Raw genomic sequence first — 21,989 nt, forward strand, 5'->3', positions numbered from 1 at the left:
CTCTAAAAACAGAACAAGCCAAACAAAAGGATTTGAATAAGTTCTTAAATTTCTTTCAAATGGAAGTGGGTCATGACCAGGTTGATAATTGGACACACTGGCAGTAAGCAAACAATTTCAACGCTCATTGTCTAATACTATCTCAGAGAAAACTGGGAAACCCTACAAGGCCACCTCAATTAACTGCACCATGGCAACTATTCGTCATGCGGGTCGGTGGCTTCATCACCAAAGGCCATTAATTGCAGGTGATCCTTTAGTGGGTGTTAAGGATTTACAAACAGATGCGCCAGAATGGAATGGCCTTACCTCCAAACAGCTCATGCGGTTAAAATCTGCCTGTGAGCAGCGTGCCAGAATCTGTACCCGAAAAAATCAAAACGCTTTACTGGAAACAGCCATTTTTTATGTTTTATTAGGAACAGGATTACGCGAATCGGAGTTGGTCTCCCTGAATGTGGAGCAATATCACTCGAAAGGGCTTCATTCAGTTGTTCGCCACAAAAGTAAGCGCGTTACTAATAAAGTACCTTTGCCGCTGGAAGCAAGAGAACATCTTGATAAATATTTAGAAACCCGTGCTACTGAACCAGATGAACCTTTATTTGTAAACAGGGCAGGGAACCGAATCAATACCCGCAACATTTATCGAATTTGTCAGCGTGTTTTAAAGCAGGTCTCTGCACTTGCGTCAGGGAATGAACAGTTTGACTTTACGCCTCATAAACTAAGACATACTTTCTTGAAGAAAGTGACAGATAAGCATGGTGTTCATTTTGCACAAGAGCTAAGTGGGAATGTGTCCATTAAGGAAATTTTTAGGTATGCCAAACCCAGTCAAGAAGAGATGCATTCAACAATCGAGGCCCTATTTGATAGTTAAGCGACTATGTTTTTAGGTAAAAGAAGAGGTTTTATATGGATTAACCTTATCTTTTAAACCAACAGATTAATAATTATAAGCATATGATATATGTAGAGTAATTTTTTTAAATATAATCATGGACAGATTGACAAGACTTCGAAGAGTAGGACTTCTATGCTGCCATTTTTCAAGAAATTTATCTTATTATAGAGGCGGATTGCATGACCAAAAACAATCAAAAGTCAAAGACCAGTTTTTGGAAACTATACAGAGTAATTTTTTAGATATTTCTATAATGGAATGGATGAAATTATTTGGAAATCACAGTGATGCTCACCATTGGAAAAAAATTGCAGGTGATCCATTAGATGGGTGCGGTAATCTGGAACAAAAATCAGGAAAAATAAGAGCTATTCCTGGAGGTTAGTTAACGACTTACAATCTCTCAGAGTGGCTTATACACAAGACCATATGTTGGTTTCATCGGATTCTCACCGACTCATCAGTTGTGTTTAATCATGTGTAAAGCGGTCTCAGGTTTATGGGCTGTTTATGAGTTGATTGTCGGTATTTGTTGGAAGAGATTCTTTTATTTTGATTAAATTTTCTAATAAATTGTTTATCTCTTTAGTTATATTTTCCCTTCTTCTTCGGTAATAAAAATCATATCTATGACATGTATTAGTCCAAAGGTCGGGATGGATGTTATTTAAAAAGAAGGCATCTGCCAGTTTTTCCCTATAGCCAGGTGAGATAGAAAACAGTTTTAAAATAGGGTAATGAAAATCTTCTGGTTTAATCAGCGGGTTTAAAGAGACAATGATGATAAAGGGCAATTTTGATTGATATTTATTTTTCTGTTCTACTAATGATTGAATAAAACGATTGCTTTCTGAAGCTTCTATAGTAAAAATCAATAGGACATGATTATAAATGGGTGAAGAACACTTGGCATCTGAATCCATGCTGTTGAAAATATAGTTAACAATTTTATTAGAAGACCAGCAGGAAGAGCCATCCCTTTTTTGATGAAAATAATCAGTAGGATGATTGTAGCAGGTGACACTATGTATTCGCGAAGAAATAAAGCTCCCTCCCCAATTACCCAGTTGCTGGGCTAAATAAGCCTTTTCTTCATCTGATTGCAACGAATTATCAAAATAAATTTTAAAACTAAAGGTATTGGAATGAGTAATCAGTTGTTCTTTTATGATGATGACTTGCGCTTTTAAATTAGAAACAAAAAAACGTGCATAGTTATTATCATTTTGCGAAATTGCTTTTATTTTTTTATAAGTGTTAAAAAAAATATCTTTCCGTTGGTAATACTTCTTTCCTGCTGTGGTACAGGTTGTGGCACGTTGCATCTCTGCAGAGACTAATCTCAAAGTATTAATTTCTTCATCTTTTTGTAGGTATTCGAGAATGTTAAGCCAACATTCTCGAGGCAGATAATCATCTGGCTTATTGAAAGAATCATCGTTTTTAAAAAATTTCGTCAAAAGGCTTCTGATATACATAATACCATTCGTTAATTAACCATAAAGCTTCATAATAATAGGCTTGGGGATTCTATTGCAAAAAAAGAAAGCTTCATTTTATTCACTACCAGAAAAAATCGATAGCGTAGGTGGAACAAAGAAATACCAATACAAAAATAATCTCCACACATCCAGGTTATGACAAGGACTTGTCTCTGAAATCTTATACAAATAAGCTACCTCATGTGATAAAATTATGAGCATCTTTAATGTTAATAAGTATAATTGAGCATGTTTAATTCGTTTCACATCGATGGAGTAAAAGCATTTGATGAAAATAATTATGCAATAGCTAAAGATTTCTTTCTTCAAGCAATTGCTGTAAATCCAGAAGTAGCAGAAAGCTCTCTTTATTTAGGGAAATGTTTCTTTTTTTGTGATGAAAAACAACAAGCCATTTCTCCTTTAAAAAAATTCATTGAATTAAGACAAAGTAATTCAGATGAAGTAGCCCATGTTTCTTATGCATTCGATTTATTAGGTCAATGTTATGAAGCGGAAAAGAAGGACACTGCTGCATTAAGATGTTACGAGACGGCAACCAAAATTTATCCGTCTGGTGCTTCTGCCTGGAACAATATGGGCTTGTTTTATATAAAATCTGCTCTGCATTATCTTGAAACAGACCTGGCAAACAGCGCTAAGCTGTTTAAAGGCGCGTTGGCTTTTATCAAAAAAGCCTTGGAAATATGTAGTGAAAACCCTGTGTTTTTACAAAGTGCAGCCAGTTGGTATGAACAATACATTGAAGTTCTGGAAAGAGTCATTGAAGACGAAGATGCTGTACAGAAGAATATAGCAAGCAATTTTAATTATGCAATACAATATTACCGAAAAGCATTATTAATATGTTATGCAGAAGACTTAGCATTAAGAAATATTATTTTATCTAACCTTACAGAATGTTTGGCGCAATATGGTCATCATTTGTATAAAAATAAAGACTATAAAAAAGCGCAAGAAACTTATTTGGAAGCAATGCATCTTGATCCAGAGCATCTTATTGTCATTAATCAATTGGGCATGTCTCTTTTTAAGCAGGATTGCTTCCCTGAAGCAAGAAAGCACTTCTCGTCCATCCTGAAAAAAACAGAAGACAAACAAGAAATTGCGGATGCCTGGTTAAATATTGCTTGTACTTATAGATTAGAGAAAAAGTGGGATAACGCTGAAGAAGCACTTAGCCAAGCCAGGCAATTCGCACCTGAGGACGCTTCTATTGCCGAGGAAGGAATGAAGTTGACTGAATCAAAATTGGCGGCTCTTCTTGTATCTACACCTCAAATATTATTTGGCAGCTCAAATCCTGATTCTCAAGGTGCTGGAAGTAAAACAGTTCAAGAGTCAAGTTTCCAGTTTGAGTTTAACTAAAATTTTCTGAAGCCTATTTAGTTCATTACCAGTTTGGGCTGGATATGCGGTAAAACCCTAAATATGTTTAACCTAATGGAAAAATGGGGCTCAGTTCGCATTTGCCCCGTTTCTGTAATGTCACCTATAATGAGAGTCATTAAACCCCCTGCGGATTTTAATCCGAAATAGGCCAGAAGCCGATGCGTGCTGCTTCTATTCTTTTGAGAGATAGAAGCAGGAATCGCCTAGACGTCAATATTTTCTGCCTCAAGCGCATTGGTCTCAATAAACTCCCGTCTTGGCTCTACCTGATCACCCATAAGGGTAGTAAATATTTCATCGGCAGCGACGGCATCTTCTATGCTGACTTGTAACATACGCCTTACCTCAGGATCCATAGTGGTTTCCCATAATTGCTCGGGATTCATTTCTCCAAGGCCTTTGTAGCGTTGGATGGTTTGACCGCGTTTTGCCTCATCCATCAGCCAGTTTAATGCCCCTTCAAAGGAATCGACTTCTTGTTTCTTCTCTCCCCGCTTAATTAACGCACCTTCCTCGACAAGATTTGACAGTTTTGCGCCTAAGCCGACCATCTCCTTATAGTCCTTGGAGAAGAAAAACTCGGCATTCAGCAAGATAGAAGTATCTATTCCATGTTGAGTTATAGTGACTTGCGGCAAATAATGATCGGTTTCTTCATTATGGGCTACTGTTACCTGATATTGATGGGTTTTATTGCCAAGCTGCTGCAAACTTCCATGTAATTGATTTACCCAGTCAGCAATGATTTCCCGATGGTTGAAATCATCCGGATGTAGGATAGGCAGGAAAACCAGCCTTTTCAAAATCTCGACATTATAACGCCTTGAGTGTCGTTTAATAATTTTTTCAACCCGCTTATACTTCAATACCAGCTCTTCCAACGCCAGGGGGGTGATGGCTGGTAAATCCTTGCCTGGAAAAAACTCAGCGCCATCAAGCGCACTGTGAGTCAGGTATTCATAGAGCGCTTCATCGTCCTTAAGATATTGTTCCTGCTTGCCTCGTTTAATTTTATACAGAGGCGGCTGGGCTATATAAATATAGCCGCGCTCAATTAATTCCGGGGTCTGCCTGTAAAAGAAAGTGAGCAGCAAAGTGCGAATGTGGGAGCCATCAACATCAGCATCAGTCATGATAATGATGCGATGGTAACGGATTTTATCCGGATTGTATTCATCAGGGCCGATGCCACAGCCCAGGGCGGTAATTAACGTTGCGACCTCTTGAGAAGAAAGCATCTTGTCAAAGCGGGCTTTCTCCACATTAAGAATCTTACCCTTAAGGGGGAGGATGGCTTGGAATTTTCTGTCGCGACCTTGCTTGGCCGAGCCACCTGCAGAGTCACCCTCGACGATATATAATTCGGAAAGTGCCGGATCTTTTTCTTGGCAGTCTGCCAATTTTCCAGGTAATCCTGCAATATCAAGAGCGCCTTTTCGCCGGGTCATCTCACGTGCACGGCGGGCTGCTTCCCGGGCTCGGGCAGCGTCAATTATCTTGCTGACAATGGACTTGGCTATTGCCGGATTTTCCAGAAGGAAATCATTAAATTTTTCTGCAACCACCGACTCGACAACTGCTTTAACTTCTGACGAAACCAGCTTGTCTTTTGTCTGTGATGAAAATTTGGGATCGGGCACTTTTACCGATAACACGGCGGTGAGACCTTCACGGGCATCGTCCCCCGTCGTTGAAACCTTTGCCTTTTTGGCAAACCCTTCATTTTCAATATAGCTGTTTAATGTTCTGGTAAGCGCTGCACGAAAACCAGCCAAATGGGTTCCCCCGTCTCGTTGGGGGATGTTGTTTGTAAAGCAGAAAATGGTTTCCTGGAATGAATCATTCCATTGCATGGCAAGCTCTACAGCAACACTGTCTTTTTCTGTGTTTAAAGTGAATACAACGGGCATAATCGCTGTTTTGTTACGATGCAGGTGCTCAACAAAAGCTTTAATCCCGCCTTCGTAGCGGAAAGTATCCTTTTTTTGACTTCGTTCATCGTATAAATTGATGCACACACCAGAATTTAAAAAAGAAAGCTCGCGCAATCGTTTTGCCAAAATGTCATAATGAAATTCGATATTAGTAAAGGTATTGGCACTGGGCTTAAACCAAACCTGCGTTCCGGTAGAAGTTGCTTCTCCGGTAACGGTCAGCGGCGAATCAGGAACGCCATTATGATAATGCTGCTCATGCACTTTGCCATTACGGCGGATTAATAAATGTAATTCTTCGGACAGGGCATTAACAACAGAAACCCCAACCCCATGCAAGCCGCCAGAAACTTTGTAAGAATTATCATCGAATTTCCCGCCTGCATGTAGAATGGTCATGATGACTTCCGCAGCAGAGCGGCCTTCTTCTTGATGGATATCAACCGGTATGCCTCGGCCATTATCTTTTACAGTGATTGACTCATCGGCGTGGATGGTGACATGAATTTCACTGCAATAACCAGCCAACGCTTCATCAATGGCATTATCCACCACCTCAAAGACCATATGATGCAAGCCTGTACCATCATCAGTGTCTCCTATATACATGCCGGGGCGCTTTCTGACTGCATCCAATCCCTTTAAAACTTTGATGTTAGTCGAATCATAACTGGCATCCACACTCATAGGTTTCCTCATTGCCGGGGTGGCGGTAGCAAATAGGACATTATACCATTAAATAAGCGCTTTTTATATGATTTGGATATGGCTGCAGCCGCGGCGAATCGCATCAGAATGAAGGTCGCCGGGTTCAGGCTTGCTTCAGCATTAAGGATGCTAGGTTGTGATGCCCTTCTTTGACCTTTTCAGGCAAAAAAAACAAACTTGGGTGATGCTCAGAGTGTAGCAGAAGCTTCCGCTGAAACCAGAACAGGGACTGTCCGAGACATATTGGAGGGTTCCTCGATATAGCAGCTCCACTGTGTGCCAGGGAAGGCAGAGTATTTGTTGGGCTGCGCTTCGCCCAACCTAACCTACTTGTTGAGTAAGAATCATGCTAAGGATTTTTCAGGAATGCCCAATAAATCGTTTATTATATTGAGGCAGATCTCTTCATAATCTTCTTCCATACCATGGTTTTCTTTTTAATCGTTTGCATTATTTGGATTGAATATTTTATATCTTCTGGTAATTCATTATTAGGCGAGTCTTCACCTGGCCATGATGCATCACGAGTTTCTTTGTTTGGCCAACGAGAGTAAGCAACCCATAGACCATCATCTCCTTTATGTAAACAAGAACCAATTGCACCACGGGTATTGATATAGTTCTTCTTGAGCAGGTTTTAATTTAAATTTATAGATAACAGCAAACATTGTAATTACTCCATTTGAGATCACCGAATCTAAAGACTTGCTAAGACCGTGATAAACTATCAAATGCCTACTTGTAGGCAAAGCAATAATTATGCAGGAGAAGTTATAAGCATGAAGTCGCACAGGAATGTTTCGGTAAAGAAAGTTTCCGAGGCAACGGACATTCAACGTTGCCTTGCCATCCGGTATCAAGTATTTGTGGAAGGGCAAAATGTCCCTATTGATCAAGAGTCTGATGGACTTGACTCAAGCAGTGAACATTACCTCTTGTTTGTCAATCAACTGCCTGTGGGCACTGCACGGGTTCGCTACATTGATGATTTTGCTAAAATTGAGCGTGTATCTGTGTTAGAGACTTACCAAGGTCAGAGGCTAGGTCATGTGTTGATGCACTTTATAATAGAGGATATGCAACGAAATCATCAGGTTAAAAAAGCGAAGCTTGGGGCCCAATCCTATGCTATTCCATTTTATGAAAATTAGGATTTGTGGTTTGTAGTGAAGAATACCTGGATGCGGGAATTCCGCATAAAGATATGCAGCTTAAGTTTTAAATTTAAAAAATCGCCTGCCTATGGTAATTAATGCCGCAAGCTGGCGATTAATTATTCGTTGCTTTTCCTCCGATGCCTTTACCCTGCTCATGTCTTTTTTCCATGACAATTTTTAAATTTACGTTGGCTACCGCAAGGGCAATTGATGGTGCGGGAAATCATTTGTTCAGTGGAGACTGTTGGCAGGTGTGTACCGCCAACATAATACCACTGTCCCTCCTCACGCATAAACCTGGATTTTTCGTGTAGCGATTTTAAACGAGAACCATCCACAAAACTGGCTTCAAATTCCACATAACCCGTGGTTGAATTTTTAATGTCTGATTTAAGTACATGGAGCTTAATCCAATGGACTCTCTTCGCCCACCGTTTTGCCTCTGTTTCTTGAAAACCAATCAAGGCGCCATGGCGCATGGTCTCTTTAATATAATCAATATTAGCCATTGCATAAGCTGTATAGCGAGAACGCATGAGTGCCTCTGGCGTTTCTGGTGTTTGTTTACCTGTGATGAAAGGTTCGCAGCAGGATAAATAGCTTTTTTGAGAATCGCAGGGACAATTAACCATAAGGTACCTCATTCATTTTATGTCTCCTGCTGTCCCCATTTATTTGCGTAACCTGGTAGATTAGCCTATCACTTCATTATTTTAAAAATAACCAACACTCGGTTATTAATTCTGTTTCAGCAACCTCATGATCAAAATTATAATAACAAAAAATACAGGGCAAATCCCCCAGCTCTTCACCTGATTCTGGTAACCAATCACGATACAATCCATATACGGTATCACCCATATTGTTACGCGAACCCTTGTGTACAGCTACTGCATAACGACCCGCCGGCAACCGTTTTTCAATAATCTCACCTTCAAGCTGCAATTGTTCGGGTACCGTGATGCCCAGATCATAACGAAACTCTGCTGCCGGTGTGGTTTGGGGATCATCATATCCAAATCCAAAAGCGTCTCCAGCTTTGGGTTTCAGGCTAATAGTTTGAGCTTTAGCCCAGCGAATCAATCGATTAACGCTATCTCCTAATTTATGAGGATCGCCACGGTGTTCCACTACAGCTAAACGTCTTGCGTTCATTTGTTTGATAGTTACATTCATTGCCATTTCACCTTGTTTAGGCAAACAATACGGCGGTTTTTCCCAGACTTGCCAGCTTGACTGCGCTCTAAACTCACTTGGAGTAAGATTACAAGTTTGTTTAAATGCTCGTGTAAATGATTCATGAGATTCAAATCCCGCATTGATTGCAATTTCAATGATTGATTTTTCTTTATCAACAATTAATTGATGAGCGGCTCTTTTTAGACGCAGCCAACGAATATATTGTTGCAGAGATAAACCAGTAAACGCCGTAAATAAGCGATGAAAATGATATTTTGAAAAGCACGCAATATCGCTCAATTGGTTTAAAGTAAGTTTGTCGTCAAGATGCTTGCCGATAAACCCGATTACTTTTTTTAATTGACGCTCGTAATTCATACTTTTCTCACTCAAATCATCGCTTCGTTTACAGGAATAAGGTTACTGCGATCCTGAATGGGTTGTTTGACCATTATTGCTGAAATTAGCATAAAATTAAGTCTATTGTTATTCTGGAGAAATGACTGTTGAGACTCAAAGAGAGGCTTGGATAGTCTTTAACAAGTTATTGCGCTTATTCTGATATTTTATTTTTACTGATTAGTATTATTAACCATCTGTAACACTCGATTAACAAAACTTAATTTTTCATCCGTATATTTTTCACGGTCATATAAGTGCTCTTGAGCTAATGTTACCTTTAATTGCTCATATTCTTTTGCGATGTCTCTATGTGAGCGTAAATAATCCCTGAAAATCAGCTTATTACACCAATGCGCTGAGTCATGTTCAAATATATGAACATGATGCGTTCTTTTCTCACCATATGGCGGCATCCCCTTAACAAAAAACATTCGTTTTGGATCAGGGTTATTATCCCAATATTCATACCCAAGCTTCTGCAGAATGGGCACTGCGATAAGCTTCATAATTTCTAATGACTGCACTGCAATTTGAATATCCAGGATAGGTTTTGCTGATAAACCTGAAATGGCAGTACTGCCGACATGTTGGATGTCAATAATTGTATTAGCAGGAAAAACTGATTTTAGCTTGTCTATTTCAGACTGTGCTAATTTAGGCCAATCTGAATTATACGGTACGATATCAACGTAATCTTTTTTCAAAATATCAGAATTATCTCTTAGGTAATCCTCTGAAGTCATTGCCCAATGCTCATGCCCACGCCACTCACCATTTATTTTTAAATAACGAGGAGAGAACCCTTCATAACGAAAACCGTTGTTTTTTACTAATTGAATAGAGCCCGTATTTTCTGGCTGTATATTAGCCTCTAGCCGATGTAAGGCTAGCTCTTCAAATATTCTTTTCTGTACTAACTTAAGTCCGGCGCTCATATAGCCTTTGCCTGTATAATCGTTGATCCCGTAAAAGCCTATAAACGCATTTTGAAATGCGCCTTGCACAATTTCACTGACATTGAATACACCAACAATAGTGCCTGACTCATCACAGGTTAGATAACTTTTCTGATTTGCTTGCTGGAGCCGCTGCCAATATTCATCAAATTCTTGCGAAGTCAGTGGAGGTGTAACCCATGGATGGTGCAAAGATTGACTGTTTAGCATTGCCTTTAGAAATGCTTCTTTATCTTCAAGCGTTAGCTCGCGGATAGTAATATTTTTCATCATGGTTTTCTGTTATTCATTAATAAGCTCAGCCAATTTTATAGCCCAGCTCGGATCACCATTATCCTCAGTAAGCCAAGCTGCCATCAAAATTAATCGCACAAATAGCCAGTCTTTAATACGCTGGGCATCAAGCCCTGATTTTTGTGCAAGCAGCTCAAGACGTTTCGCAAATACATTTTTCACATCCTTTGTAGATGTAAGCTCACTAATGTACATAAAATCAAAAGCTGCAATTTCAAATTCTGCCTCACCAACAACACCTTTAGGATCAATAGATAACCATCCATTACCATGCTTTAAAATATTGTCATGATGTAAATCACCATGGAGAAAAATCAGTGGCTTTGGTGCATTGTCTCGACATAGCAGTCCATCACATAATTTGGGTTGTCTCGATATAATGATTTAAGCGTTATCCCTGGAATGGCTTGTTGTAATAATAACGCATTATACTTGCTGTTATAATCAATCAGCTTAATAGAACCTTGAAAGCCAAGACTGGTTAAAGCTCGTTTTTCATGGATAATACTCTGCCCATCATAGCTAATTTTTAAGACAACAGGCTCCTTGGTATTTAAAATTGCTTTGGCAACGTAATTAAAGGTCATGTTAGAAACAGGGGTTATCTCACTTAAGCTCCAATCGTTTGTAAGTGCTGTAACAATAGCAGGCAAATTAGCAATCCAATCTGTACCCTTTGAGCCATAAAGGTTTGCTATGTTTTGCCTTAGTGTTTTCATCAAATAAACCTTTTACAAAGCAGAAATTAAAAGTGAGCTATGAAATCGCAAAACGATAGCTCTGGCATCCAAATTTGCAGTTTATGTCATAGATTTTTAATGTTGAGCTCCTGCCAACAAGGAGCGCTGCTTTTATAGCGGTGTTTATCAGGTACTGCTAAATGAGGATTATTCAACGATGCGATAAACACAGACATTTGGATAGCTTCATTAAGTGCTCCTAATAATCCCCCGCATTTTGGCAGAAGCGACTTGCCTTGGTTTGTATTCACGAAAATAACCACATTCTTTGTATCCTAGCTGTTGATAGAGAGGATAGCCGTTGCTCGAGGCCTGTAAAACAGCAATATGATAGCCGAGATCTTTTGCCCGCTTTAATCGATACTCTTGCATGGCTCTACCATAACCTTTTCTGCGTTCAGAAGGAACTGTCGATAACCAATGTAACCCTGCCACTTGTGCAAAATAGCAGGATAAGCCCCTTACAACGGGCTTTCCATCAACATATCCGACATAATATTCAATCGGATCATCATCGGTTAAAACGGAAGCAACCCACGAAAAATAAGTTTTGAAAGCAGATTTGTCATTAGCTAGTACTAATGCAAAATCGTGTAATGTTTTCTCATCGGTTGCACGAATAATATTTAGCTTCGGTATGGGAAAAACCTCACCATCCCAGGTATCTAAATCAAAATACATGGCACAATTATTTTCTGTATTTTCGTAACCATTATTTTCTAAATGCGTCGGTAAATCATCTGGTTGATCATGAGGACTAATCCACCATGAAAATGGACTATTTTTCTGGTTGAAGTAATCCGTTAGTTCTGAAATTTTTTCCTCAGCATTTACTGAAGAAAAATCAGCGTCTACTACATAATTAAAGGTGTCATCTGCTAACCTTGAATTCACTAGAGTAGATCCTGGTACTCTGACTAATTCAACCTGATTTAAGTATTGAGCAAAATGTGTCATATGGACATTTAGATTGGCTTCCATAGCTTTGACTAGCTTTTCATGAGGCCAGTCTTTAGCCATAGGCCCTGTGTTTTGCGGTAGATAATCTTTCTTTCTTCCCACCCATAGCTTTGCTTTAGCATCAATCTTTTGAACTAATTTGTCTTTTCCAGAAACATAAGAGTAGATATCATCTACAAATTGAGCAGCTAACTGAATTTTAAGCTGTGCATAATCATGAGCCATATCAGGATGTTGAATAACATAGTCCCTGAAGTTTACATGACGATTGATCTGAGGACTGCCTCTTTCATGCAAATGCAAATGAAAACGGATTGCTGGAGCCTGACGTTTTGTAAAAAAGCTCACATGAGGAATAATTTGCCGCCGAACAGGATCATAACTTAAATGCGTTAGTTTTTCCGATATAAATTGAATATCGTCCAAGTTATCAAGTACTAACATCATATCAATGGCAGGCTTTGCTGGCATATCAGGAATACTGGTACTGCCGATGTGATAAATTTCTTCAATGCATTCGCCTAAAGCTTTTTGAATACGATTAGCTTCGTTTTTAAATATCTCAGGCCAATGTTTGTCATAAGGAACGATTTCTACCTTTTGTGAGCTGGCTGTTTTTATTTGGTTCCCGTTCATGGCAATTTTCCAATTGATATAACAACAATTTACAATTTGATTGCCCGAGTTGCTATCATTGTTGGCATATTTCTCAATTAAAAATCGTGGATGGGTGTTCCTCTTCATAAAACCCAGCCTTGGTGAAACGAAGTGGAATCCGGGTTCCGCTGGCCAACCATGCCCGTTTGTGCTTTACAAGCCAGGCAGTAGATAATTTAATTGAATTCTGGATTATTTATCCAATCTCGCTTGCTAAAATTTCCCATTAGCCCAGCCCCACATAACGTTTACCCAATCGTGATTAAAAGGATCCTCACAGTGATTAGAACTGTTGTCTTTTGAGTGAGTTGATCTAATATCGTCATAGAGAAGCTCTTCTGGTGCTTTGGTAAAGAAACTATCAAATGAAAGACAACGATTGATTTGCCTGGATTTTTCTTTTTTTAATTCTGATTTTCTTGAGTGTCGATTGATAATTGGAGTATCAGCTTTTTGATTCTTATCAAGGAAACGGTTTGATCGCATTTAAAGGACTATTGTAAAACTATAAGTGTGGTAAGCATAAATTGAGGAAGCAACGGAAGCAATGTAATAATCAAAAAAACCTGCATCCCTTTCTTCATACGGGATGCAACCTTTGAGTATTAAGTACATAATAGAAAACGTTAAGGTAAAATTTATAAGAACTTTAATGTTCGCTTCTGTAACTGCATCTTGCTGCTCTGTAGCAAGATTACTTGTATCTAATGTTAATTTAGCCACTTTTTTTGTAACAAGCCAAAATAAGGAATGGATGCCGTTTTCTGTAAATTTATGTGCAAGTGCAACTTCTTTTTTTAGTTCTTTGTCTTTAAACGCAACAAATCTATTATCAATAGTGTTCCAACTTACTTCATGCTGAGAAGCTAACACATCCGCTAATTCTAAATCTATATCTCGCTGTAATTTACAACGATCTACAGTTGCCAGCTCGTTTAGTTTTATTTGCCACTCTTATTTTAATAATCAATAATTGATCACAAAGATTAATTTGTGTATAGTTCAAGCCTTTTCTAAAAGGAATAAATATGGCGCACTCAAAAGTTGAGTTGAGAGAGTCAATGCAACGATATGGTAAAGTAGCATTTAGTGATAAAGAGCAAATAGAAATTCTATATTTCATCCTTCAAGATGCAAAGGATGAATTCGCACAAGATAGTGAAATCAATAAGTTAATTTCTACATGTCAATCAAAACTGAACGATGAGAAAGATCTAAAAAAAGCCATTGAATTCGTTAATAAATTTATCATTGACTTAGAAACCAAAGACCACGATAGAGGAACTATTGATTACTTAAAAAAACAGGGTCTTTATAGAATTGTATATCGCAACTCCCAAATAATGGGAGAAGAGCTACCGCCAGATGACATTCTACACACACTATTACGAAATGGCTTTGTGGGTGTTGGCGCATCTGCACTGATTATACTTCTTTTTGCTGCCACGGCATTTTTTGCAGCACCTTTTTGGCTTACGGCTATTGCGACAGGGTTGTTTGTAGGTGCTTCTGTTTATTTAAGTGGAATTTTATATGGAGTAGTTAACGATCTTTTTGCAACTCGTGCTAATTTACCTTATTTTTTATTAGGTCATCAGCCCCAACAAAAGAGTTTATTAAGAACAAATGATAAAGTTGCACAAGGAATTGCCTGGGGGGTGGCTGCTACATTTGGTCCTGTAGTAATTGCCACAGTCCTTTTTACAGTTGCTGCCACCATTACTGCTTTTTTTGTACCAATGGCAACCTTTTTATTGCCAGTAATGATGATTGCAATGCCTCTGATTGCCATAGGGGCGGAGTTCTATGCACGCAAAAAAGCACGTGAATATATGCAAGGCGAAGAGATTCTTTGGATGGGATCCAATGAATACCAATGCCAAGGCCTTAATTACATGTGTCCGACTCAGCCAGAACGTGCTGCATGGCACGCTAATTCTGACAGAAATATGTTTGGTTTTACAAAAGTGCCTTTGATTGGTCTTGTTGGTTTGGTTGGCTTGATTGTATTAAGTGCTATTAGCATGTTTTTACCACCGTTGCTCTTCGTTTCTCCCATAATAGCAATAGCAGTTCCTGCTGCATTTGCGGCTGCTGCTTGTGTCACATTGATAGCTGCAGGCGTATATATGTATGTAAATCGTAACAAACAAGTTGATGATCGTTATCGCTTGGAATTTGATCGTGCTAAAATTGAACCTAGCTTATATCTAGATGAAGACATGCCTTATGTTGAAAGTTTGGTAAAAAAATACAGTAAACGAGATCCAAGTTCTGACCTTGATTCTTCGGTTAGTGATCAAGCCAATTATGGCTCCATTTTTGATAAAAAGTCAGCTCCTAAAATCATTGAGACTCTACGAGAAGGAGTGGATGATGGTAATGGATTGGGCTCTTCCCCAAATACCTGAATCTTCTGCATATCTTGTCTACCGCAAAGAAACATGATCAAATCACCTTTTTTTGAGGTGATTTTTGGATTTAGCAATTGAGGATGCTGCAGCATGGTCAGAAGTCTAAGGCTGCGCATATTTTGCCACCAAAATCAGCAACGGATAATGTCTTAACGCGCATAAATTTTAAAAATTCATCTTGGGCTTTTTCAAACAGCCCTTTCTCCTCACAAGGAAAGACGGCACCTCTGAGATTAAAATTAGGCTCAATTTTAATCTCACAACGCCTCAGATATTTAAGTCGGTTTACTGTGATTTGCCACGCAAGTCAATTTCCCAAATGTCTTCAATTATACCATTATTTACAATATAAAATTTATCATGGAGATTAATTGTTGGATCACAATGAGGGACAATAAGCTCTAGAACATCTCCATTTTTAGGAAGCTTGCAATGTGTATCTGCTGTGATTTTTCCATGCTCATCACCAAACCCACCCCAGTCATAATGCAATCCTTCGTGACTGATAATTTTAGGCTTGTTTTGGCTGTCGAAATAAATTGATTTTGTTCCACTGTCAACAGTGACATGTTCCTTTCTATTGCTACTAATGACCGTAGTCAAAAGAGTCATCGATGGCTTAAAAGTAGTGAATGAAGTGCTATTGGTTTTGGAGCCTATTATGCCATATTCAACATCCATAACCGTATAAGATCCGGGTTGAATTTCTGTTACCTCTGAGGCTTCAGCGTCTATATCGTAAGTACCTGTTCCTGTACCTGTTAGTATTGCGCAAGGTAGACCCGATTTTTTAAATTGTTTGACTACATTGCTTGCCATCTCCATTACCTGCAATGAACGATTCTTTCTCTCTTCATAGGAGGTTATATGTTGAAGGTTGCCAGCATAGCATTGAATACCCATAAGATTTAGCCATTTAAATTGCTCTATTTTTAAAGCAAAACTTAATGCGTTTTCTGGTTTTATACCTGTCCTTCCTATCCCTGGATCCAAGTCAATTAGAATATTTATTTTGGATTGAATTGATTTGCCTGCATCATTTAAATCATACAAATTTCTCTCATTATCCACTACTACTATGGTTTCAGGAGCCTTCTTTATACATGAGATTAAACGCCTTATTTTATTTTCGGTTACTACAGGGGAAGTAATTAAAATATTATTTATTCCTGTATTAATAAGTACTTCAGCCTCAGAGACTTTTGCGGCACTGATACCTATAGCACCGTATTCTATTTGGAGCTTAGCCAATTTTGAACATTTGTGGGTTTTTACATGGGGCCTGATGTTAATTTGGGTATTTTGCGCATGTTGAAGCATAACATTTAGGTTAAATTCCAATGTGCTTTTGTCAATAACTAAGCATGGTGTATCTAAATCATTTTTGTTCATTTTGGGTGGTATTTTTAACATAATGATCCTCTTTCCGAAAACCGATCCGGTATTAATTAGAAAAACCGGCACCTAACACTTTCTGTTTGAACTGATTTGGAGTCAAATTGTTCAGTGAGGAATGAGGTCGGAAATCATTATAATCCTGTCGCCATTCTTCAATTTTGTTTTTAGCATCTTCAAGAGAAAGAAACCAGTGGCTATTCAAACACTCATCGCGAAAACTTCCATTAAATGACTCAATAAACACGTTTATCTGTTGGTTTTTCCAGGCCTTGAAAAATCCAGAGTCACGTGATTCACATAAGCCCATTTATCCAATATTTTTGAAATAAACTCAGGACCATTGTCAATGCGGATAGATTTTGGCTTTTTGTTTTCCAGTACTCTAAGACTTTCAAGAACGCCTGCAACTTCTTCGCCTCGGATGGCCTCTCCTACATGAATGGCAAGGCATTCACGACTAAAATTATCCACTATAGTTAATGCCCGTATTCTCTTGCCATTGAACAAGTTATCAGAAACAAAATCCATACTCCAGCATTCGTTTAAAGTAGAGGCCAGTTGCCGCTCTTCTCGGTGAGCACCTGTCACGTATCGCCGAGGGCGCTTCCTGCGATTAAGCTCTTCTTCACAATACGGTGGACTTTTTATGATTAACCAACCAGCCTTCGCGCTTAAGCAGCACATGAATACGCTGATAGCCATAACGAACTCTTGTTTCAGCTATCTCCCTAATACGGTGTCTTATAACAGTATCTTCGCCACGGCGTGAGCGGTATTGGTATACGCTCCGGCTTATCATTAAAACTTCACAGCCTTTTGTTGAACTTATTGCGAGGTGCTGTTTCCCTTATACTGAAATATTTTGATAATTTTGTAGTTGATAGCAAACAAACAATGAAAGATTAACAACGAGCTAGTTATTACATAGAAAGTGTCAATATTTCCTAGCAATGGAATGAACGTATAAGGAGGGAAAAATTTCCCCATCGACACGAATATTATGATTAAAAATGAAAAAAATATTGTGTACGCTTTATGATTTTTTATTAAAAGAGCAACGACTGAAAAAAATACAGAAAAAAACAAGCCATATGGAGTGATAAAGTAAACGATTAGTGACCACCATCCCTTCACATCACTATTATTGTATGAAAGCGCCAATGAGAGTAGGCATGCGAGCAAGAAGCTAAAACTTAATATAAATAAATCTCGTTTAAATAATTCCGATTTTTTTAGATTGTGCTCAGATCGGCTGATGAGGGGGGAAAGTTTTTCACAGTAGTAGACCGCAATAATAATTAAAGGAAGTGTTTGGAAAAAACCTTCGAAGGAAACGTTAGCCGTACGATATAACATCGAAAATGTCGCGCAAATAAAAGCAACAAGAATCGACCAAGAATATTTATTTAAATTTTTAAGCTTATTATTTCTTGGCGTGGCCATGTGTTATTCCATTAATCTAGGACTCACTTTCTGCTAAGTGTACCCTGAGAGGTTGTGAGGAAAATTGAATTTTACTAGAAGTCACGTGTGGTGTGGCTCCCCCTCGTGGACGATCTTAGAACTTTTTTCATGGCTCCATCAAGTGAAATTATTAAATATTTTGGTTGGGGGAATAAAATGCAAAATTTGGTTTTTTATTAAAATCATGAAATGTTCTGGTTAGCTCACCTAAAGTGCCTAAACTCCCTAAAATGAGTACCTTAGCCTATGATTAAAAAAATGCTTGACCCCATTGTTGCTATATACCTTACCAACGGAAGTATGATGACTGGCTCACTCTTAGTATTGCATTTTATTATATTAGCTACATCTCTTACTTGTAGGCGGGTGGTAAATCAATTAAAATGCAATAAAAATTTACTTTTTAAATATTAAATGGCCAAAAATATTGTTTTATTAGACGTGGATGAAACCATATGGTTTCACTCTTATGCGGATCATTCGGCTGCTCTCAATGTGGAACTAATACGTCGATTAATTCAATTAGGTGCAACCGATGTTTTTTTGTTTACAGACATGATTCTCGACAGTGCCGTCGTCCAACATAGAATAGGTGTTATTCAAGCTCTGGAAGGTTTCGGTTTAAAAATACACGGTGTAGTCACACCAAGCGATATCCTTTGGAACAATACTTCAATCCCTCCAGATATCATCTTAAGCGCAGAAAAAGCAAGAGAATATATGGGTGCTGCACTTACAAATAATAAACCGGGTACTGCGTATGAAATTGCTTTAAATGAAATGAGGACAAGGGGCTCGGTGTCGAAGGTTAACAGAGATAAAAGCCATTTTATTTCCCGAGAAATATTGCCTGTCATTACGAACCTGTTTCATTATCGACATCTTAAGGGATTGCTTTTTGAACTATTTTTAAAACACCTAAGCGAAGAAACTCAAAAAATTATTGTCATTGATGATAGGCATTCAGTTCTTACCGCCGTTAGAAAAATTTGCGAACAGCAAAAATCTTTTTTAGCATCCCAAAATCTTATTGTCGATACCATTCATGTTCGGCAAAAAAATAAAGGGGTTTATTACAGTGCTGAGTCTACAGAAAAGAATTTACCACTTCACATGAGCAGTCCTTACGATATTAATAACTTAGATTCGAGTACTCTTCAGCGTCCAGATGTTATCCGTGTGCGGCAAGAAATTTCTCGCCTTAAACAAGTTAGTACGCCATTCTTTAGAGAGAGTCGGCAAATTAAAGCTCATCGCATTGAACAAGCTTTATTTCAAGCCTTGAAAATGGGGTGTGAGGATGTAACACAAGATTTTAGTGTACGTAAAGAACTGGCGCACCATAGGATATTTGGTTTTTGGGGGTTAAAAAAAACAACCTCAATCCTCAATATAGATACTTCAATTTCGCCCTCTACAGTAAATTTATAATACGGAGGGTAAGATTCAATTGACAAATTTCTTCTTGCCGCTCTTGCAAGTGTTTATCAAAAGTTGACCTGGATTTTTGCCAACGATGAGCAACAAAATGTTCTCCTAAAATGGAATATCCGATTTTTTAAGTTTGCGAATACAAATATATTTTGCATCGATTATTGAAACCTTAGCCTATCCATAATTACTTTTTGCACTAAATGCGAAATTAAGTGGTACTCATTAACTTATCTAGCAAATTGTATTTAGTTTACTAAACAGTTTACATTTTGTTGTTTTGAGAGGATAATCAGACTCTGTTAGCAAGGGAGGATGAACAACAAATGACCTTTGGGGATACAATAAGGGAAGCGAGGATGCGTGAAAAAATCACATTAAGGAAATTTGCAGAAATGGTTGGGGTAAGTCCAACTTATATTTCGCAAGTCGAGCGGGGTGAGCATGCCCCTCCTTCTATAGAGCGAATAGAAAAAATAGCACAAATACTAAAGTTAGACATTGATGAAATGATTGCTTTGGCAAAGCGCACACCTACTAGCTTGGGGATTGCATTAAATAAGCATCCTAAGCAGGTTGCAGATTTTTTAAGGCTTGCACCAAAGCTCACCAAAGAGCAAATGGATAAATTATTAATTAAAGGAAATGATTTTTTAAAGGATGATGAATCATGATAGATGTACCTTTCATAGCCAAGGAAAAAATTGAAGAAGAGGCTTCGCATCTAAGGGCAGAAGCTTATAAAGAACTCAACTTAACATCAAATGGGCCTGTAGATATTGAATCAATTATGGAATGTTATCTTGAGCTATCCGTTGATTATACACCACTTGAGTCGGGCGTTTTAGGCGCGCTGTATGTAGCTGAAAAGCAAGTTGAAATTAACGAAAGCATTCTGCCTGATAAAGATAAAAAAAGCACTGGGATTTTTAATTTCACATTAGCACACGTGTTGAATCACATTAAAGGTAACCCGACCCAAAATTAAACAAGTCTAAAAAAGCATTCGTTGCATCACAATTAAGGTAACCCGAGATTGTGGAGTACAACGATGGCAAGCCCCTATGAAAAGCGCATTGATTGGCAGCGAATATATCACAAGTATCGGCGTTCTCATCTAAAGAAAAGAAGTTTACTTCTGGATGAGTTATGTGATTTGACAGGGATGAATCGCAAGTACTTAATTCGAAAACTGAATAAAAAGAAAGTGATGACTGCCAAACGACGTGGAGCAAACCCAACGTATGAACCCGCAATTTATTTACCGATCATTAAACCCATTTGGTTAGCAGCGGATCAAATTTGTGGTAAACGCTTAAAAGTAGTTCTCAATGATTGGCTTCACTTTTATGAGGATGAATTCGAAGAGCTAGAAGAGACGATAAGGCTCAAGGTACTGCAAATAAGCTCTGCGACATTAGATAGGCTATTAAAGCCACTCAAGGCGAATTACAAAGGGCGGGGTATATCTGGCACCAAACCCGGTACTATCATTAAGAATCAGATTCCGATTAAAACAAACCAATGGGAAGAAACCAAGCCAGGATTTATGGAAGCAGATACGGTTGCGCACTGTGGAACCTCTCTCGAAGGTAATTTTGTCTGGAGTTTAACCATGACTGATATTTTATTAACTTGGACAGAAAATCGGGCAATTTGGAACAAAGGCGCTTATGGAGTAGGTATTGCTATTGATGATGTTGAGGCTAAATTACCTTTTGAAATCAAAGGGTTTGACTGCGACAACGGCTCAGAATTTTTAAATTATCACCTGATTCGAAAGTTTGCAGAAAGACCCCAGGAAAAAGCGATTCAATTCACTCGTTCCAGACCTTATAAGAAAAATGATAACGCTCATGTTGAGCAGAAAAACTGGACTCATGTAAGGCAGCTATTTGGTTATCACCGATTTGATAAAGAATGCTTAGTTGCCATGATGAATGACCTTTACCGTAATGAATGGAGCCTTTATCAAAATCATTTTATACCCACGATGAAATGTATTAAGAAAGTTAAAATTAACTCTAAATATCAAAGAAAATTTGATAAGCCTAAAACACCTTATCAACGTGTACTGGATTGTCCTGATATCACAAATGAAAAGAAAGATATGTTAAAAAAAATACACCAGACATTGAATCCATTCGAACTTAAACGGATAATTGATAAAAAATTGAAACGTATCTTTAGCTACGTTCATTTGAATAAAAACCCGAGAAAAAAGATCTAGTGCCGTTGTCTATGGATATGTGGATAAATCCTTCGGACCAGTCATCGCCCTAACGGGACGTATGAACAAGCCATGGATAACGCGAAAGCGTTACCCACAGCTTGACCACACTCGATGACTTTTTGCCCACATACCCACAGACACAACAACAAGTTTTTTCTCTTATTTTTTAATAAATGGGTTACCTTAATTGTGATGCAACGAAGCACTGATTTTGGCTCTATTTAAATTATTTCGGGTTACCTATTTCCGTGATGCAACGGG

Annotated in this window: 20 protein-coding genes and 1 pseudogene; 9 read left to right on the forward strand and 12 right to left on the reverse strand. The window is 38.3% G+C overall.

Annotated features, from left to right (window positions below):
* Positions 1-88 precede the first annotated feature (88 nt).
* Both E1O65_RS10470 and E1O65_RS10475 read left to right on the forward strand, forming a co-directional pair.
* A complete protein-coding gene (locus tag E1O65_RS10470) occupies positions 89-883 on the forward strand; it encodes a tyrosine-type recombinase/integrase (protein WP_133133556.1) in 795 nt (264 codons plus the stop codon).
* Between the two features lie 199 nt (positions 884-1,082).
* Complete coding sequence (locus E1O65_RS10475; protein WP_133133557.1) at positions 1,083-1,292, forward strand: hypothetical protein; 210 nt, start codon at positions 1,083-1,085, stop codon at positions 1,290-1,292.
* A 112-nt stretch (positions 1,293-1,404) separates the two neighbouring features.
* On the opposite strand, the gene E1O65_RS10480 is transcribed toward E1O65_RS10475, so the two are convergent.
* Complete coding sequence (locus E1O65_RS10480) at positions 1,405-2,367, reverse strand: hypothetical protein (RefSeq protein WP_133133558.1); 963 nt, start codon at positions 2,365-2,367, stop codon at positions 1,405-1,407.
* Positions 2,368-2,637: 270 nt separating this feature from the next.
* Here E1O65_RS10480 and E1O65_RS10490 point away from each other — a divergent pair, with 270 nt between their 5' ends.
* The gene (locus E1O65_RS10490) at positions 2,638-3,777 is read left to right on the forward strand and encodes a tetratricopeptide repeat protein (RefSeq protein ID WP_133133559.1); all 1,140 of its coding nucleotides are present in this window, start codon (positions 2,638-2,640) and stop codon (positions 3,775-3,777) included.
* A gap of 227 nt (positions 3,778-4,004) precedes the next feature.
* Here the strand turns inward: E1O65_RS10490 and gyrB are convergent, their stop codons facing one another.
* A complete protein-coding gene (gyrB, locus tag E1O65_RS10495; RefSeq protein ID WP_133133560.1) occupies positions 4,005-6,422 on the reverse strand; it encodes a DNA topoisomerase (ATP-hydrolyzing) subunit B in 2,418 nt (805 codons plus the stop codon).
* 800 nt (positions 6,423-7,222) lie between these two features.
* On the opposite strand from gyrB, the gene E1O65_RS10505 reads away from it, so the two are divergent.
* On the forward strand, positions 7,223-7,594 hold the full coding sequence (locus E1O65_RS10505; RefSeq protein WP_242601588.1) for a GNAT family N-acetyltransferase: 372 nt from the start codon (positions 7,223-7,225) through the stop codon (positions 7,592-7,594).
* 158 nt (positions 7,595-7,752) lie between these two features.
* On the opposite strand, the gene E1O65_RS10510 is transcribed toward E1O65_RS10505, so the two are convergent.
* The 8 genes from E1O65_RS10510 to E1O65_RS10545 form a co-directional block, all read right to left on the reverse strand.
* Complete coding sequence (locus E1O65_RS10510) at positions 7,753-8,244, reverse strand: YchJ family protein (RefSeq protein ID WP_242601589.1); 492 nt, start codon at positions 8,242-8,244, stop codon at positions 7,753-7,755.
* A 64-nt stretch (positions 8,245-8,308) separates the two neighbouring features.
* Positions 8,309-9,157: an AraC family transcriptional regulator gene (locus tag E1O65_RS10515; protein WP_133133561.1), complete on the reverse strand. Its 849-nt coding sequence runs from the start codon at positions 9,155-9,157 to the stop codon at positions 8,309-8,311.
* A gap of 194 nt (positions 9,158-9,351) precedes the next feature.
* Entirely contained in the window at positions 9,352-10,410 is a 1,059-nt protein-coding gene (locus E1O65_RS10520; protein ID WP_242601590.1) for a GNAT family N-acetyltransferase, read from the reverse strand.
* 9 nt (positions 10,411-10,419) lie between these two features.
* Positions 10,420-10,815, reverse strand: coding sequence for an aminoglycoside phosphotransferase family protein (locus E1O65_RS10525; protein ID WP_133133577.1), 396 nt, complete (start codon positions 10,813-10,815; stop codon positions 10,420-10,422).
* The gene (locus E1O65_RS10530; RefSeq protein WP_133133562.1) at positions 10,746-11,150 is read right to left on the reverse strand and encodes a hypothetical protein; all 405 of its coding nucleotides are present in this window, start codon (positions 11,148-11,150) and stop codon (positions 10,746-10,748) included. Before E1O65_RS10530 ends, E1O65_RS10525 begins: the two co-directional genes overlap by 70 nt.
* A gap of 210 nt (positions 11,151-11,360) precedes the next feature.
* Positions 11,361-12,767: a bifunctional GrpB family protein/GNAT family N-acetyltransferase gene (locus tag E1O65_RS10535; protein ID WP_165474953.1), complete on the reverse strand. Its 1,407-nt coding sequence runs from the start codon at positions 12,765-12,767 to the stop codon at positions 11,361-11,363.
* A 234-nt stretch (positions 12,768-13,001) separates the two neighbouring features.
* Positions 13,002-13,274, reverse strand: coding sequence for a hypothetical protein (locus tag E1O65_RS10540; RefSeq protein WP_133133564.1), 273 nt, complete (start codon positions 13,272-13,274; stop codon positions 13,002-13,004).
* Positions 13,275-13,661 (reverse strand): hypothetical protein, encoded by a 387-nt coding sequence (locus E1O65_RS10545; protein ID WP_133133565.1) that lies wholly within the window; start codon positions 13,659-13,661, stop codon positions 13,275-13,277.
* A gap of 155 nt (positions 13,662-13,816) precedes the next feature.
* Between E1O65_RS10545 and E1O65_RS10550 the strand changes: the two genes are divergently transcribed.
* A complete protein-coding gene (locus E1O65_RS10550) occupies positions 13,817-15,199 on the forward strand; it encodes a hypothetical protein (protein ID WP_242601591.1) in 1,383 nt (460 codons plus the stop codon).
* A 288-nt stretch (positions 15,200-15,487) separates the two neighbouring features.
* Here the strand turns inward: E1O65_RS10550 and E1O65_RS10555 are convergent, their stop codons facing one another.
* Both E1O65_RS10555 and E1O65_RS12675 read right to left on the reverse strand, forming a co-directional pair.
* Positions 15,488-16,615, reverse strand: coding sequence for a DSD1 family PLP-dependent enzyme (locus E1O65_RS10555; RefSeq protein ID WP_133133566.1), 1,128 nt, complete (start codon positions 16,613-16,615; stop codon positions 15,488-15,490).
* A 31-nt stretch (positions 16,616-16,646) separates the two neighbouring features.
* Positions 16,647-17,417, reverse strand: a pseudogene (locus tag E1O65_RS12675) (IS3 family transposase); the annotation flags it as partial.
* Between the two features lie 1,061 nt (positions 17,418-18,478).
* Between E1O65_RS12675 and E1O65_RS10580 the strand changes: the two are divergent.
* The 4 genes from E1O65_RS10580 to E1O65_RS10595 all read left to right on the forward strand — a co-directional run bounded on the left by E1O65_RS10580 (position 18,479) and on the right by E1O65_RS10595 (position 21,725).
* Positions 18,479-19,495: a hypothetical protein gene (locus E1O65_RS10580; RefSeq protein ID WP_133133571.1), complete on the forward strand. Its 1,017-nt coding sequence runs from the start codon at positions 18,479-18,481 to the stop codon at positions 19,493-19,495.
* A gap of 326 nt (positions 19,496-19,821) precedes the next feature.
* Entirely contained in the window at positions 19,822-20,169 is a 348-nt protein-coding gene (locus E1O65_RS10585) for a helix-turn-helix transcriptional regulator (RefSeq protein WP_133133572.1), read from the forward strand.
* A complete protein-coding gene (locus E1O65_RS10590; protein WP_133133573.1) occupies positions 20,166-20,483 on the forward strand; it encodes a hypothetical protein in 318 nt (105 codons plus the stop codon). The genes E1O65_RS10585 and E1O65_RS10590 overlap by 4 nt, the downstream gene beginning before the upstream one ends.
* 222 nt (positions 20,484-20,705) lie before the next feature.
* Entirely contained in the window at positions 20,706-21,725 is a 1,020-nt protein-coding gene (locus tag E1O65_RS10595) for an integrase (protein ID WP_242601592.1), read from the forward strand.
* Positions 21,726-21,989 lie beyond the last annotated feature (264 nt).

This window comes from Legionella sp. W10-070 (assembly GCF_900640175.1).
In the GTDB taxonomy this organism is placed as follows: Bacteria; Pseudomonadota; Gammaproteobacteria; order Legionellales; family Legionellaceae; genus Tatlockia.